Here is a 14,999-nt window from a genome sequence, read left to right as displayed (position 1 = left end):
TTTAAATAGTGAAAGAATTTCATCATTTGTCTTTACTGATTATTGCAGTTTTGACATGTATTTATTTGAATTTTAATATGATGGGCTGCGCAAAGGTTTGTACAATCGGTTTTTTGTTATAAAGCAAAGGCTTTTCCAAGCCTCCGATTGCATACAGGAACAATGCACTAATGATACTGAATTCTGTATCAGATGATTCACTATATTTTACTTTTTTGAACTTCCCATCCACATCAATGATAAAATTCAGTTTACAATGATAGTTTTCTCCGTAAAAATCTTCCATTAAATAAATGGGAAAATCAAGCGTCAACCGTTTTTTCAACTCGGCAAGCTGTTGATAATTTTCAACCTCGGCAATATCAATAGATGTATTTTTTACTTCTTCCGGAGAGGTGATTCCTGTTGGAGGCACATTCTTTTCAATCTGTATTCCGCTTGTTGTTTTAAATGAAATATTTGGATCAACTTTTCCGACGATCACCTCTTTGTCATAAATGCTTTGGTACAGATTTTTCAGGTTATTTATTTTTTCACCATAAAAAACACGGTACTTTTGACGATATAAAGCAGAATCTTTTTTGTAATCATACTGATAAATACTATCAGAAAAACGCATTTGTATATTTTTTACTTCTGTTAAAACAGCTCTATTCATTAATTTTTTCTTTTCCTGAGCGTTTATTTTTTGAATACTTAAAGAAGAGATAATGAACGTAATAAAAAACAATAAAAAGTGATGATTCATGGTTTGATTTTTCGATAAGCAATCTACATAATATATTGCAGATCTACTTTTTTTACCTGAATTGCAAGATTAAACTCTATTCTTTGCAAAATAAACAATCAGCATTCCCCAACTTAAGATCATCATCAGACCTCCAAGCGGAGTGATGGGTCCTAAGAATTTAAGATTCATTCCCAAATAATCCTGCATACTCAGGAAATAGATACTCACTGAGAACAACAGTGTTCCTGCAATCATTAAAATGGAAGTCCATTTTTCAGCAGAAGTTTCAAATTTTAAGATATACCCGATGATCAGCAGAAAAAAGGCTGCGTACATCTGATACCTTACTCCTGTTTCAAAACTTTCCAGTCTTTCCACAGCCAATATTTTCTTTAAAGCGTGCGCTCCAAATGCACCCAGGATCACAGACACCATTCCGTAAACCGCTCCAAAAACTAAAGTAATTGTTTTCATTTTATAACTCTTCTAATTCTAAGGTTAAATATTTCTTTGTCTTATAATCTTGCCAAGTTCCTATGATTTTATTTCCTTTCAAATCGGCTTCTATCAAAGCTCTTGGAATCCATTCCTTCAGTTCCTCGCTATGATAATCATCTTCTGTGATAGAAAAATGATCATGGGTAAATTCTCCTCTCCAATTGATAGGTTTTTTATTCTTATCATACCAGTACATTGCTGAAAACGAATCATCTTCATTGATTCCGTTAATCAGAACTGTAATGGGATATTTACCATCAATTTTTCCTTTAAACAATTTATTGCCAGGACTTGTTTTGTTAAGTTTTTCAGAACCGGAAATCAAGTTTTTTGCATAGGAACTCCAATATTTGTCAAGCTCTTTATAAGTAAATTCTATTTCGTGGCTTCCCAGATCATCCAATGCCCTCATCGCATGATTAGAACATCTACCTGCTACAAAAGTAAGTTTATCCTTTCCGAAAAAATATTTGATGCCGTTCAAAGTATACTCCATGAAACAATCTTCATACAGAGCAATTTGATCCTGAGTTTCTTCCGAAGGATTTTTTTCGGATTTCAGTTGGTTTAAAAAATCACCAACTCTTTTTTGAATTCTCTTTTGAATTAAACCATTGATGGTTTTAAAGCTCTCTGCTTGAAATAAATCTTCAGGGTTGATATAGTTTCCGGTTCTCAGATCGAAATTTTTCCAGTCTGTAAACTCTTCCGGATATGCTCCTGAAGCTTCACCATCTATTGCAATACTCAGAATATTTTTAGGAGTCTCAATCTTATCCCAACTATAAAAATAAACATAGTTTGAATAGGAATTTGTTGCTGTAGAAGCCAGTTTAAAAGGATTACCGCCAGATCCGGGAACATATTCCAGCTGATCTACCTGCAGAAATGTATTGATTTTATTTTCTACTCTCGGATTTTCAGGATAAGAAACAACCGGAAAAACAGCGTTTTCAGTTTTCGGCTGCAGATTACTTATTTTCACTTTTTGCTGTTGCGAAAAACTTAACCCGGAAATCAGTAAGAAAAATACAATACTCTTTTTCACTATTTCGATTTTAGGTACATTAGAATAAACTTAGCAACCAATGTAGAAATTCCCAGTATGATAAACATATTGGCAAATCTCTTGGAGCTTCTGAAACCTTCATGATTTGTTTTCTTTAAAAAGAATCCAAAAAGAAGGAATACAATGGGCAAAATGATCTGTAACATTAGTTTTCTCTCATCCTGTTAAATTCATTGATCACCTCATGGTGGCTCACTGTCTTATCTTTGAAATACGTTACAAAGTGCTGCTTTTCTTCTTCCGTAGCTCCCAACTGGTTCAGAATATTTAATAAGTGCATTTTCATATGACCTTTCTGAATTCCTGTAGTTACCAGAGAACGCAATGCCCCAAAGTTCTGTGCAAGACCTGAAACTGCCAGAATACTCATCAGTTCCTGTGCAGAAGGTTTTCCAAGAAGTGCTAACGAGAATTTTACCAAAGGGTGAAGATTCGTAAGTCCTCCTACAACTCCTACAGAAATAGGAAGATCAATCCAGAATCTGAATACTCCGTTGTCTGTTGTACAGTGTGTCAAAGATCTGTATTGTCCGTCTCTTGCAGCATAAGCATGTGCACAGGCTTCTGTTGCTCTGAAATCATTTCCGGTAGCGATTACAACAGCATCTACCCCATTCATTACTCCTTTATTGTGAGTTGTTGCACGGTAAGGTTCAATTTCTGCGATAGTGACTGCCTGTTTGAATTTAGAAGCGAATTCTTCAGGAGAAATTCCGCTGTCATCTTTTAAATCTTCCATTTTACAGGAAACCTCAGCTCTCACGATACAGTCAGGCGTAAAGTTGGAAAGGATATTCATCACAATCTGCAGTGAATTCTTTTCTTCCTGAGTGAAGTCCTCGCTGGTTGCCACTTCCTGTCTCAAAGTTTTCCCAAACTGCTCAAGACATGAGTTGATAAAGTTAGCTCCCATTGAATCCACGGTATCAAAACTTGCTTTCAGCTGGTAGTAATTAGGCATTTCTGCAGTTTTATCCACCAGATTGATATTTAAAATACCACCACCGCGTCTTCTCATGTTCGCCGTGATATCTTCTGTCGCTTCAAGTAATTTTTTCTTTAAACTGAAATTAAAGAAATGCAGTAATTTGTGAGGTTCAACATCAAAAATAAAATGGGTGTGGCCCAGTTTTTCAGTGTTGATAATCGTTGTTTTAAAACCTCCTTTATCGATCCAGAATTTCGCAGCTTTGGAAGCGGCCGCTACTACTGAACTTTCTTCAACAGCCATTGGAAGTGCCAACAATTTTCCGTCGATCAAAAAGTTCGGAGCAATTCCGTAAGGCATATAAAAATTGGAGATGGTATTTTCAGAAAACTCATCGTGAAGCTTCTGAAGATCTGTATCATCATTCCAATATTGTTTTAGTATATTTTGATATTCCTGGTTTCCTTCAAGGTATTCGTTTACGAGCCAGTCGATTTTCCCCTGCTTTGGAAGCTTGGAAAAACCTTCGATCGGTTTATGATTCATGATATAAACTTTAATGAGCCGTAAATATAATGATTTTGAGGCTCTTTTTTGTTGATAACTTCTATGAAAAAAGATTGAATTTTATCAATTTTGGAACTAAATTTGAACAAAGTTTAAATACAATTCAGATACAAAACATATCAATCATTTAAAAATATGAATTTTGACCGTCTTAAAGAAAAACTGGAAATCCTTGCTGATGCAGCGAAATATGATGTTTCATGTTCATCCAGCGGTGGCTCCAGAAAGAATAAAAAAGGAGCTTTAGGAGACAGTTCCGCAAGTGGAATCTGCCACACTTATACGGAAGACGGACGATGTGTTTCTCTGCTTAAAGTTCTCCTTACCAATCATTGTATTTATGATTGTGCGTACTGTGTTTCCAGAAGTTCAAATGATATCAAAAGAGCAGCTTTTACAGTAGAAGAAGTAGTAGATCTTACTATCAATTTTTATCGCAGAAACAATATTGAAGGTCTATTTCTGAGTTCAGGAATATTCAAAAATGCAGACACAACAATGGAACGTCTGGTGAGAGTAGCCAAAAAGCTGCGCCTCGAAGAAAACTTTAACGGTTATATTCATCTGAAATCTATTCCTGGAGCGAGTGATGATCTGATGCAGGAAGCGGCTCTGTACGCAGATCGTTTATCAGTAAACATTGAAATCCCTACAGAAAGTGGATTAAAGCTATTGGCTCCTGAAAAGAACAGACAAGATATGATCAACCCAATGCGGTATATTCAGAAAGGAATTACCCAATATCAGGATGAAAAGAAAGTCTTAAAGAAAGTTCCCAAATTTGCTCCTGCAGGGCAGTCTACCCAGATGATTGTAGGAGCAACCAATGAAAACGACCTCCAGATCATTAAAGTTGCCGATCATTTTTATAAAAATTTTAATCTGAAAAGGGTTTATTATTCAGGATATGTTCCGGTTCTGGAAGATCAGCGGTTACCTTCTTTAACAACCGAAGTTCCTATGCTTCGTGAAAACCGATTGTATCAGTCTGACTGGCTGATGAGATTTTATGGTTTTAAAGCAGAAGAGATTTTAGATCCGAATATTCCTTTTCTCGACCTGGAAGTAGATCCAAAATTAAGCTGGGCATTGCGGAATCTGGACCAGTTTCCTGTTAACCTTCAGACTGCCGACTACCAAATCATCTTAAGAATTCCGGGAATTGGAGTAAAAACGGCTCAAAAAATCATCAGTGCAAGACGTTTTCAGATTTTAACCATGGATCATTTAAAAAAATTAGGAGCAGCTGTAAACCGCGCAAAATATTTTATTGATTTCAATGCAGGTAACGCATACTTAAGGTATTTAACAGATAAAAACTTCAGAAAACTGTTGATAAGTGGAAGCTCATCAAAGTTTCACAGTCAATTCTCACAACAGTTGAGTTTATTTTGATTTCAACACAAATCACACCAATATTTTCACGAAATGCCACAAATTTATAATAAACATTGTTGTCATTCTGACGAAGGAAGAATCTCTTCAGTAACCAGATTCTTTACTTCATTTTATATCGTTCAGAATGACAAGCCAACTAAATTTAATTTTAAGTTAAATATATGACAACCCTACTCTATGATGGAAGTTTCGATGGTCTTTTCACCGCGATATTTGAAGTTTTCGAATATCGTTATAAAGAGGTAGAAATTGCCAGTAGAGAGCGTTTTCATCAGGAAAATATTTTTGCGGAAATTCATGAAGTTATTACTCAAACGGAAAAATCTGAGCGGGTTCTCAACAAATTGGAACAGAATATCGGGAAAGTGGGCGTCCATAAGCTTTTAAAAGTTTTTTTATCAGAGGAACCCGATCTTGAAAACCTCATCTTATCTGCTGTAAGGCAATCTATCAAGCATCCGGAAGAAAATATTCTTGAAAATTTTGCAGATTCTGATATTTTAAAAATTTCTAAAATCGGGAAATCTGTAGACAGGGAAAGACATAGAATGACAGCTTTTGTCCGCTTTGAAAAGATGAAAGATGATGTTTTCTTCTCTAAAATAGATCCCGACTTCAATGTTCTTCCGTTAATCCGAAAACATTTTAATGACCGGTATCAGGATCAGAAATGGATGATCTATGATCTGAGAAGAAACTACGGAATTCTTTATGATCTGGATACCTGTGACTTTTTCTATCCTGAAGAAAGAATTGATTTCAATAATTATCAGCAGAAATTCCATGATGAAGAGAAAAATTACCAAACTCTTTGGCAGCGTTATTTTACAAAAACCAATATTGTGGAACGAAAGAATATGAAACTGCATATTCAGCATGTTCCGAAAAGATACTGGAAATATTTGACTGAAAAATGGTAACATAATCGGCAGCAGGTAATGCGATTTTTACAGATAAGTTTATCTTGAATCCTTATCATATGAGCTCAAATCAAGCTCAATAATTCCATATTGTGGATAACTTTTTTTTTCCGGCAAAGAAAAAACTGTATTTCAGGTCTTCATTTTTTTATTTTATTTAAATTATTAATTTAGTGACAGATAGAATCCACATTAATCGAAAACTCATATTGTGGATAACTTTTTTTAATTAACATATAGTTAACATTGAAAATATTTCAACATCAATTTTTATGTGAAAATTGAGTAAACAAAGTCATTCCCAAAGAAGAAAGGGAATATAAAAAGAGTATATAAACCTATGTAAATCTGTGTCCTACGTATTAATAAACAGAATCAACATTTCTAATTTGTGGATAACTTTTACTTTTTGATAGTCCGCAAGGCTTTCTTTACGATGTACTGGGTTTCTTTTGTGAAACTTTCCCGAAGCCATTCATCACAGATTTCCACTACAAACTCAGGTTGTGATTTGCTGGCATCATTAAGCCAATTGCCGACACTATCCTGTACGTATCGGGATGAATCTGATCGTAAAGGTTCTAAAATTTCAAGGCCTAGTCCCGGATTTTGTTTTAGAGCATCAATATGTTCACACCAGACTCCTCTCGGCCGGGTAGATTCACTGGCAAAACGTCTTACATTTTCATTGTTATGCTGAGTCCATTCTGATAAAATAGATATACTTTCATCAAGATTTTTTGAGATATCCGGACGCACAGTCATCCAGCAGATCTCTCTCACTCCAAAATGGGAATCAGAAGCGAAAGACTGGATGCTTTTTAATTTTTCTTTAAGTTTCAAGTCATTGTTTCTTCCAATGGTATAAGCTGCCCAGCAACGCACGAGATCTGCCGGATGTGTGGAGAGTCCAAACAAAAATTCGTCATCATTATTTCTCATGGTTAAATTTAAAAGCCCAACTCCAATAGTTTCGTTAACAGTGTTGACGGTTTGCTTTTTCAGTTGATCTACATTTTCTAAAACAGGTTTTAAATAGTCAATCCGGTTATTCTGCTGAAGTAAATTCTCCAACAAGAGCCTTTGATCTACTGCCAGCCATTCTGTAAGATTGGCGGTTTCAATTTCTCCCCGATTCAGCTGTTCCAGAATATCCGGTGGAATATCTTTAATGGAACGGGCTCCTTTTCGTTTTTCTGACATGCTGTTTTTAATGATTATCTTTACAAAAGTCTGAAACTAACCGGACAAAAGCAATACCGCATATTTTTCACCCATAGGGATAAAAAAGTCAATTTTATGGAAACAAAGGAAAGAGCTGAAGAAAATAAAATTTGTCCGTTGGAAGTAGCCGTTAATACCATCAGTGGAAAATGGAAAATTCCTATTGTGTGGCAGATCAATGAAGGAAAAAAACGTCCGAGTGAATTTCTGCGCGGTATCGCTAAAGTGGACCGAAGAGTTTTGAATCAGCAATTGATGGAGATGGTAGAAGACGGTATTCTGACGAAACAGTCTTATAATGAACTTCCCCCAAGGGTTGAATACACTTTAACAGAACTTGGCGAAAAGCTGGTGGAAATCCTCTGGCAATTGAATGATTGGGGAAAATTGTTGATTCCGGAGAAAAAAGGCCATTAAACTAACAGATTTTCAGATTATATATTGGCAGATCTGCGAAAAAAAATGATATTTGTGTTCACTAAAAACACATGAAAAAGATTATCACTGGAATCACAGGATTTTTGCTTCTCACAGGTTGTACAAAAGAAAAGTTATCAGACCGCTTACTGCCTGAACCGGATAAGAACGAACATTTAATCGCAGAAAATGCTTTAAAAATCCATAAGGATAAAAATACCATCCGTGAAAGATTTTCTCCTCCTGAAGGCTATGAATGGAGTGAAGAAAAACCGGATTCTTTCGGATATTTTATTGAAAATTTTAAGCTGAAACCTTATGCCAGTCAAATTTTAAAATATGACGGGACTCCTATTTCTACCCAGCATCTTCATGAAGCCGTTTTTGATATTGATACAGGAAATAAAGACTTGCAGCAATGTGCTGATGCGGCAATCCGTATGAGGGCTGAATATCTTTATAAATCGAAAAAATTTGATGAGATCAGATTTCATTTTACCAGTGGTGATCTTCTCAGCTGGAATGACTACAAAAACGGGACGAGAGCATTTGTCAGTGGAAATTCGGTCAGTTTCAGAAAAACTGCGGCTTTTGATGACTCTTATCAGAGTTTCAGAAATTATCTGGATCTGATCTTTAATTATGCGGGAACGATTTCATTACATAAAGAAACAAAACCTGTAACAAAAAATTCAGATCTTAAAACCGGAGATATTCTGATCACACCGGGAAGTCCGGGACATATTGTTTTTATTTCCGGTGTCTGCCGCAATAAGGAAGGGAAAAGATTGTTTTTATTGAGTGAAGGATTTACGCCGGCACAGTCTATTCATGTACTCTCCAATCCTTTTAACCTCTATTTTACGCCCTGGTATGACCTGGATATCGATGCTCAGGAAACTAAAACTGCACGATATTTTTTTAAACCTACAAACTTCAGAAGCTTTTAATAATTTATATTCAAAACTATTGGAAAGTTACTACGATAATCTGAACTTGTTTTTGTAAATTTGTGTTCGAAATTTTTTTCTTGATGAAAGAGAGTGCTGTAAAAAAAATTGCAGTTCTTACTTCAGGAGGTGACTCTCCGGGTATGAATGCGGCGTTAAGAGCGGTAGTAAGAACCGCCAATTACTATAATATCGAATGCTACGGGGTGAGAGAAGGCTACAACGGTCTTATCAATAATGATTTCCTGAAAATGGGAGCCCGTTCCGTAAAAAATATAATCAACCAGGGTGGAACAATTCTAAAGTCTGCCAGATCCGCTGAATTCAGAACAAAAGAAGGCCGTCAGAAAGCTTATGACAATTGCGTAAAGCTTGGAATAGACGGATTGGTTTGTATTGGTGGAGACGGAACTTTCACCGGTGCAAAAATCTTTAATGAAGAATTCGGAATCAGAGTAATCGGTATCCCGGGAACGATCGACAACGATATTTTCGGAACAGATAATACCATCGGATACGACACTGCTTTGAATACTGCCATGGATGCCATTGATAAAATCCGTGATACTGCAACTTCTCACAACAGAGTTTTCTTTGTAGAAGTTATGGGGCGTGATGCTGGTTTTATCGCGTTAAACAGTGGATTGGCAACGGGAGCTTTAGATATTTTAATTCCTGAGAAAAAAGACAGTATTGATGAACTTTTCGCGAAATTCAGAGATGCAGAAAAAACAGGAAAAGCATCAAGCATTGTGGTGGTTGCAGAAGGTGAAAAACTAGCCAATGTGTATGAACTTGCCGAAAAAACAAAACAGACATTCCCTGATTATGACATTCGTGTAGCAATTTTGGGACACATGCAAAGAGGAGGTTCTCCAAGCTGTGCAGACAGAGTTTTGGCAAGCAGATTAGGCTATGGTGCTGTAACAGGATTAATGGAAGGACAAAGCAATGTAATGGCAGGAATGCGTTCCAACGATCTGACGTATACGCCTATTGAAGAAGCCATTAAAAAACATAACGAAATCAATGAAGATCTTTTACTGATTTCAAAAATTTTAGCAATCTAATTATTTTTATAATCTAATAAAAACAAACTATTATGTCAACAATTAAAGTAGGTATCAACGGTTTTGGTAGAATTGGACGTCTTGTTTTCAGAGCAATGACTGAAAGAGACAACATTGAAGTTGTAGGAATCAATGACCTTATTAATGCAGAATACATGGCTTACATGTTAAAATATGACTCTGTACACGGTATTTTCCCAGGTGAAGTTTCTGTAGAAGGAAATGATCTTGTAGTAAACGGGAAAAGAATCAGAGTAACTGCTGAAAGAGATCCTAACAACCTAAAGTGGAATGAAATTGGTGCTGACTATATCGTAGAATCTACAGGTCTTTTCTTATCTAAAGATACTGCTCAGGCTCACATCAATGCAGGTGCAAAGAAAGTAATCCTTTCTGCTCCTTCTAAAGATGATACTCCAATGTTCGTAATGGGTGTAAACCACAAGGAACTTACTGATGATATCAAAATTTTATCAAACGCTTCTTGTACTACAAACTGTTTAGCTCCTTTAGCTAAAGTGATCCACGATAACTTCGGAATCGTAGAAGGTTTAATGACAACTGTACATGCTACAACAGCTACTCAGAAAACTGTTGACGGCCCTTCAGTAAAAGACTGGAGAGGTGGTAGAGCTGCACTAAACAACATCATCCCTTCTTCTACAGGTGCTGCTAAAGCAGTAGGAAAAGTAATTCCTTCACTAAACGGAAAATTAACAGGTATGTCTTTCAGAGTACCAACTGTTGACGTTTCTGTAGTAGATTTAACAGTGAGAATTGAAAAAGCTGCTTCTTATGAAGACATCTGTTCAGTAATCAAAGCTGCTTCTGAAGGTGAATTGAAAGGGATCCTTGGATATACTGAAGATGCAGTAGTATCTCAGGACTTCGTAGGAGATAAGAGAACTTCTATCTTCGACAAAGATGCTGGTATCATGCTTTCTCCAAACTTCGTGAAACTTGTTTCTTGGTATGACAACGAAATGGGTTACTCTAACAAGTTAGTAGATATGCTTGTACACGCTGCTTCTTTATAATAAGTAATGAGCGATAAGTAATTAGTAATATAAAACCTTCCCGATGGGAAGGTTTTATATTATAGTATTTAGCTATCGCAGATTTTTTATTAATGCTCTTGCATCCCTTGTAAGACTGTAGGTGAGTGATGCAAATATACCCACTCTATATTTATCTCTAGAATAAGATGTTAAATCATCGGCTGCAGGCACTTGAAGACCTAAATAACCATCTTTCAATTCTCTTACATTTTTTAATGATGCACCCAAAGTGAAAAATATCCTATCTTTTTTACCAATCAACATTGTTGGTCCAATGAAAAAATTTGATATTTGTATTTTACCACCAACAACATCTAAACCCATTCCTGCACTTCCTCCATAGGCTATATAACCCGTTCTTCTATAACTCATGGTAACCATCCCAACAAGTGACGAAGAAACAAACTTCTTTTCATAAGTTGTAAGTTTATTATCAAGACCTATTTCATAACGAGAAACATTTCCGTAATAGGCAGCTGCTAATCCCAAACTAAAATCTACACGGGTTCCACCATAAATTGGTTGTCTATATGTGAACTTTCTTGATTTATCATTTTTGGGAGGTTTAGTCTTATCTCGAGGTTCAATATTAATCTTAAATTCAACCATATCATTCTCGGGCTGAAAAGGCTCTGACTTTACAGTATAGTTTTCTAAATTTTCTAATTGAGTTGTTATTGAAAATGCTTGCTTTATAACTTCATCAGAATGATATTTCACAAACCACATATTAAGCTGATCTGCCTTTTCTTTCTGAAATTTTGGATAAGAAAGAATTTTATCTATACCACTTTTTTCCATAATAAGATCCAAATTATTCATGGTTACTAGTTTCACATATGCATCACTCAACTCCGAAAAACTTTTTTTATATTCATCAATTTGCATTATTCCAGATAATAATTCTTTTGAACTTGCTTGTATTTGTGCTTGATAATCTCTTATATATTTTAACGAATCAAGATCAGGTATTTCCGAAATCGTATTTACCTTTTTTGTAATACGTAATAACCCGAAAATGTAGCGACAATCACCAATAAAATTTTTATATTTTTTGTTGAAATCTTCTAATAAAATTTGGTACTCTTTAGTCTTTTCATTAATAAGACCTTCATTACTTTTTATTTTGGAATTATTATCCTCAATTTTGCTTTTATTTTCGTTGTATACAGAAACTAACTTCCCTAAACGCTCTACAGAAACGGTATCATTACTTTTCTTTACTTCTAGAATTCTTTCTGCAACTGATATTTTATTTTTACGCAGTATATCGATTCCAAAAGAATCTAATTGACTTAAAGCCATTACCATAGCGTTTTTTGATTTCTGATTTTCTTGATTTAATATCTGATTTTGTCCGATTGCAGAAATTGCCTTTCCATTTTCTTTTTTCTCGGTAGAATTACCTTTCAAATCATTATTTACAATTACCTCTGCCTGCTTAGGAGCATTATTGCTAGCATCAGTCTGTTCCTGAGAAAGTTTGTCTTCACCTTTTTGTAATTCTTTTTCAGTAAAAAAATTCATAAATTCTTTATCAAATTTAGATTCGCCAACTATAGAATCTTTTGGGGTAATTGTTATCTTATAAACAAATGGGTTAACATTCTTTATTTTAAAAACAACAGGTGTATGTGCTCTTATTTTATGAATATCTTTCGAATAGTCTCCTATTTGAAAATCGTAAATAATATGCTGTGTTGAATCAATATACATACTTGACTTCTTTTTTACAGTATCTTTTTTATACTTTCCTTTCTTAAGATCATATGTAACAAATTCAGTCTTAGGAGCTATATATACCTTTGGTAATTTTTCTTTAGCTACCGGTTGAATTTCATTTTGTTTTTGTCCCCAAAATAAAAGTGGGTAGATAACAACAAGAAAAAGATAAATTTTTGTTTTCATGGCTATTTATTTTTCAGATTAAAGTTTTTTGAAATGGTCATTAGTTTTTATTTAAAACTACAATACTTTACTACCACACGAAATACCACAAAAGGGTGATTTTATTTAACATAATTTTATTATTTTTAAGAAAACATTAACCAATGAAGAAAAAACACTTAACTCATGCAAAAAGGCCTCATCCTCTCATTAAGGTCTGGAATGACTATCCTGAAATTTTACAGAATAGCAACAGAATACTACCCGTTCCCTCCATTGAAAACATAATCGGACAAATTTTTGCTCCCGGAAAATTCTACTATTATGTAATCAATTTTGCAGACAGCACCATCACTTGTAATCACGATGAAGATATTTTAGCAATACATGGCCTCAATAAATATCCTGTACATCTGAAAGAAATTATAGACCTCATCCATCCCGATGATCTGGAATTTGTAATGGAAGCAGAAAGAATTTCTATAGAAAAAATAAAAGAAATAGACGGTTTTGATTATCAGCAGGAACTGAAAACCAGCTACTGTTTCAGAATGAGAACCTCAAAAGGCAATTATGAACTGTTTCATCATCAGGCTTTACACACTTATAAAGATGAAAACGGCAGGCTTTTGCAGGCTGTTAATATTCATACCAATATTGAACATATCACTCATCAAAATTCTTATGTTGTATTAGTCTGCGGAATCAACGGACGGGAAGATTTTCACCAGATGCAATGGATGGAACATGGTAAGCCTCATGAATCTACTCCAGTCATTTTCACTAAAAGAGAGGTCGAGATTATCAACTGTATCGCAAAAGGTAATTCCACAGGAGAAATATCCTATCTGCTGAATATTTCAGAAGAAACCGTGCGTACCCACAGAAAAAATATTTTAAGAAAATCTGATTGCAGAAACAGCTCCGAACTCATCAAGAAAACTTTTGAATGGGGATATCTCTAAAATCTTTATCGAAGCCTGACAAATCTCACCATAAAACTTCAGCATAAAACTTGTACTTTTATAGGTAAAGGAATGAACATGATACAACCACGATATAAAGATGCTCCTCATTTCAGAGATTTCTGGGAAAGTGGGAACGGAAAACTGCTTATTGAGTTTTCCGGAGCAGAAGTGAGTTTTGAAAAATTCGAGAAATTCGCTCCTTTTTTTCATCATGTTGATGAGGTCGGTGATGAGGTTGTAAGAGATGTGTATTTTACTAAAAAATTTCATGAGGCATCCAGAGAAATTGAGCAATACATCAGAAATGGAGTTTCGGAAACAGATTCTGTTCCTGAAAGTGTAAAAAAGCTTTTCACCCAAACTCAAAAAGTCCCGGAATGGCTTGATTACAATTTACTGAAAAGCGGTGCTGAACTCTGCATGAGAAGCAATCTAGACTCTCTGATCTCGTTGAGGGATTATTGTCTGATCGGCGGTTACGACTACGCTTACCTCAACAAACCCCTTATTGTCACAGAAGCATTAAAAAAGGGTGCGGTAAAACGTCTTTCGGAAACATTGGATTTCTGGGTAAATGCTACCCGATACAATGCGCTGGAAGTTCATGCAAAAGGGTATGAATTTGCTATAAAAACCCGTTTGATCCATTCCTATGCGAGACTTTCCATAAAAAAACATTATAAAGACTGGGATACCGAAAACTGGGGTGAGCCAATCAATTCCTGGGATATGATGGCAACGTATATTGGTTTTAGTCTTGTCTTTCTTCACAGTCTTCAAAAATTGGGAAATAGTTTTTCCATTGAAGAAGAACAGGGAATTTTTCATCTGTGGAAATATGTAGGCTATCTTTTAGGCATTCCGGAACAGCTTCTCCCTGACAACAAAAAGCAAGCTACTGAATATTTTTATTTATGGACATCTGTTCAGCCTCCTTCCGATAAAGATTCTGTACTCCTTGCCCACTCTCTGCTGAATGAATCTTTGGAAAATCCTATTTTAAAATTTGAGTTTCAAAGGAAAAATTTAAAATATCTCCACGTCTGCTGTACCTGGTTTCTGCTGGATGATGAAGTCTGCAAAAGACTGCAGATCCCGGAAGTTTCCAACAAAAGTCTGTTTCCAAAATCAAAGATACTTTTCAACAAGATTTATGACAGAATCGTAAGCCGCGATGCCAGAATAAAAAGAGGAAATAAGGATCAGATGAAAGTACTGGAAGATTATCTGAATATCACCAAAAATTCAAATTTTCATTAAAAACTTTATTTTTGAAGGAAATCAAAAGCTGGAAGTTATTTAAAATAAAAATTGA

Annotated in this window: 14 protein-coding genes; 8 read left to right on the top strand and 6 right to left on the bottom strand. The window is 35.2% G+C overall.

Going from position 1 to position 14,999, the window contains the following annotated elements:
* Nucleotides 1-61 precede the first annotated feature (61 nt).
* From ACPF63_RS01145 to ACPF63_RS01130, 4 genes are all read right to left on the bottom strand, one after another.
* Entirely contained in the window at nt 62-748 is a 687-nt protein-coding gene (locus ACPF63_RS01145) for a hypothetical protein (protein ID WP_426481705.1), read from the bottom strand.
* Nucleotides 749-817: 69 nt separating this feature from the next.
* On the bottom strand, nt 818-1,204 hold the full coding sequence (locus tag ACPF63_RS01140) for a DUF423 domain-containing protein (protein WP_426481704.1): 387 nt from the start codon (nt 1,202-1,204) through the stop codon (nt 818-820).
* A gap of 1 nt (nt 1,205) precedes the next feature.
* Nucleotides 1,206-2,276: a hypothetical protein gene (locus ACPF63_RS01135; RefSeq protein WP_426481703.1), complete on the bottom strand. Its 1,071-nt coding sequence runs from the start codon at nt 2,274-2,276 to the stop codon at nt 1,206-1,208.
* Between the two features lie 166 nt (nt 2,277-2,442).
* The gene (locus tag ACPF63_RS01130; RefSeq protein WP_426481702.1) at nt 2,443-3,771 is read right to left on the bottom strand and encodes a hydroxymethylglutaryl-CoA reductase, degradative; all 1,329 of its coding nucleotides are present in this window, start codon (nt 3,769-3,771) and stop codon (nt 2,443-2,445) included.
* A 156-nt stretch (nt 3,772-3,927) separates the two neighbouring features.
* On the opposite strand from ACPF63_RS01130, the gene ACPF63_RS01125 reads away from it, so the two are divergent.
* The gene (locus ACPF63_RS01125) at nt 3,928-5,187 is read left to right on the top strand and encodes a putative DNA modification/repair radical SAM protein (protein WP_426481701.1); all 1,260 of its coding nucleotides are present in this window, start codon (nt 3,928-3,930) and stop codon (nt 5,185-5,187) included.
* A gap of 164 nt (nt 5,188-5,351) precedes the next feature.
* Nucleotides 5,352-6,110 (top strand): TIGR03915 family putative DNA repair protein, encoded by a 759-nt coding sequence (locus ACPF63_RS01120; protein WP_426481700.1) that lies wholly within the window; start codon nt 5,352-5,354, stop codon nt 6,108-6,110.
* A gap of 402 nt (nt 6,111-6,512) precedes the next feature.
* Here ACPF63_RS01120 and ACPF63_RS01115 read toward each other — a convergent pair whose 3' ends face one another.
* Nucleotides 6,513-7,313 (bottom strand): DNA alkylation repair protein, encoded by an 801-nt coding sequence (locus ACPF63_RS01115; protein WP_426481699.1) that lies wholly within the window; start codon nt 7,311-7,313, stop codon nt 6,513-6,515.
* A 96-nt stretch (nt 7,314-7,409) separates the two neighbouring features.
* On the opposite strand from ACPF63_RS01115, the gene ACPF63_RS01110 reads away from it, so the two are divergent.
* The 4 genes from ACPF63_RS01110 (at nt 7,410) to gap (ending at nt 10,808) form a co-directional block, all read left to right on the top strand.
* The gene (locus tag ACPF63_RS01110) at nt 7,410-7,751 is read left to right on the top strand and encodes a winged helix-turn-helix transcriptional regulator (RefSeq protein WP_426481698.1); all 342 of its coding nucleotides are present in this window, start codon (nt 7,410-7,412) and stop codon (nt 7,749-7,751) included.
* A 71-nt stretch (nt 7,752-7,822) separates the two neighbouring features.
* Nucleotides 7,823-8,701, top strand: a complete 879-nt coding sequence (locus ACPF63_RS01105) for a DUF4846 domain-containing protein (protein WP_426481697.1) — start codon at nt 7,823-7,825, stop codon at nt 8,699-8,701.
* Nucleotides 8,702-8,784: 83 nt separating this feature from the next.
* Entirely contained in the window at nt 8,785-9,771 is a 987-nt protein-coding gene (pfkA, locus tag ACPF63_RS01100; RefSeq protein WP_149387061.1) for a 6-phosphofructokinase, read from the top strand.
* 32 nt (nt 9,772-9,803) lie between these two features.
* Nucleotides 9,804-10,808 (top strand): type I glyceraldehyde-3-phosphate dehydrogenase, encoded by a 1,005-nt coding sequence (gene gap / locus ACPF63_RS01095; protein ID WP_047386314.1) that lies wholly within the window; start codon nt 9,804-9,806, stop codon nt 10,806-10,808.
* Nucleotides 10,809-10,880: 72 nt separating this feature from the next.
* Here gap and ACPF63_RS01090 read toward each other — a convergent pair whose 3' ends face one another.
* Complete coding sequence (locus ACPF63_RS01090) at nt 10,881-12,737, bottom strand: hypothetical protein (protein WP_426481696.1); 1,857 nt, start codon at nt 12,735-12,737, stop codon at nt 10,881-10,883.
* 143 nt (nt 12,738-12,880) lie between these two features.
* On the opposite strand from ACPF63_RS01090, the gene ACPF63_RS01085 reads away from it, so the two are divergent.
* Nucleotides 12,881-13,681, top strand: coding sequence for a response regulator transcription factor (locus ACPF63_RS01085; RefSeq protein ID WP_426481695.1), 801 nt, complete (start codon nt 12,881-12,883; stop codon nt 13,679-13,681).
* Between the two features lie 78 nt (nt 13,682-13,759).
* Nucleotides 13,760-14,944 carry an oxygenase MpaB family protein gene (locus ACPF63_RS01080; protein WP_426481694.1) on the top strand — a complete coding sequence of 395 codons (1,185 nt, stop codon included), beginning with the start codon at nt 13,760-13,762 and terminating at the stop codon, nt 14,942-14,944.
* The last annotated feature ends 55 nt before the right edge of the window (nt 14,945-14,999 follow it).

The sequence above is a fragment of the Chryseobacterium sp. R2ACT005 genome (assembly GCF_049949215.1).
Taxonomy (GTDB): domain Bacteria; phylum Bacteroidota; class Bacteroidia; order Flavobacteriales; family Weeksellaceae; genus Chryseobacterium.
Note: the sequence above shows the minus strand (reverse complement) of the source record. Positions and strands in the feature narration are given on the sequence as shown.

Bases quoted from the DNA above. Each gene is read 5' to 3' on its own strand.
- ACPF63_RS01145 (WP_426481705.1), bottom strand. From the start codon at position 748: ATGAATCATCACTTTTTATTGTTTTTTATTACGTTCATTATCTCTTCT.
- ACPF63_RS01140 (WP_426481704.1), bottom strand. From the start codon at position 1,204: ATGAAAACAATTACTTTAGTTTTTGGAGCGGTTTACGGAATGGTGTCT.
- ACPF63_RS01130 (WP_426481702.1), bottom strand. From the start codon at position 3,771: ATGAATCATAAACCGATCGAAGGTTTTTCCAAGCTTCCAAAGCAGGGG.
- ACPF63_RS01125 (WP_426481701.1), top strand. From the start codon at position 3,928: ATGAATTTTGACCGTCTTAAAGAAAAACTGGAAATCCTTGCTGATGCA.
- ACPF63_RS01120 (WP_426481700.1), top strand. From the start codon at position 5,352: ATGACAACCCTACTCTATGATGGAAGTTTCGATGGTCTTTTCACCGCG.
- ACPF63_RS01115 (WP_426481699.1), bottom strand. From the start codon at position 7,313: ATGTCAGAAAAACGAAAAGGAGCCCGTTCCATTAAAGATATTCCACCG.
- ACPF63_RS01110 (WP_426481698.1), top strand. From the start codon at position 7,410: ATGGAAACAAAGGAAAGAGCTGAAGAAAATAAAATTTGTCCGTTGGAA.
- ACPF63_RS01105 (WP_426481697.1), top strand. From the start codon at position 7,823: ATGAAAAAGATTATCACTGGAATCACAGGATTTTTGCTTCTCACAGGT.
- pfkA (WP_149387061.1), top strand. From the start codon at position 8,785: ATGAAAGAGAGTGCTGTAAAAAAAATTGCAGTTCTTACTTCAGGAGGT.
- gap (WP_047386314.1), top strand. From the start codon at position 9,804: ATGTCAACAATTAAAGTAGGTATCAACGGTTTTGGTAGAATTGGACGT.
- ACPF63_RS01090 (WP_426481696.1), bottom strand. From the start codon at position 12,737: ATGAAAACAAAAATTTATCTTTTTCTTGTTGTTATCTACCCACTTTTA.
- ACPF63_RS01085 (WP_426481695.1), top strand. From the start codon at position 12,881: ATGAAGAAAAAACACTTAACTCATGCAAAAAGGCCTCATCCTCTCATT.
- ACPF63_RS01080 (WP_426481694.1), top strand. From the start codon at position 13,760: ATGATACAACCACGATATAAAGATGCTCCTCATTTCAGAGATTTCTGG.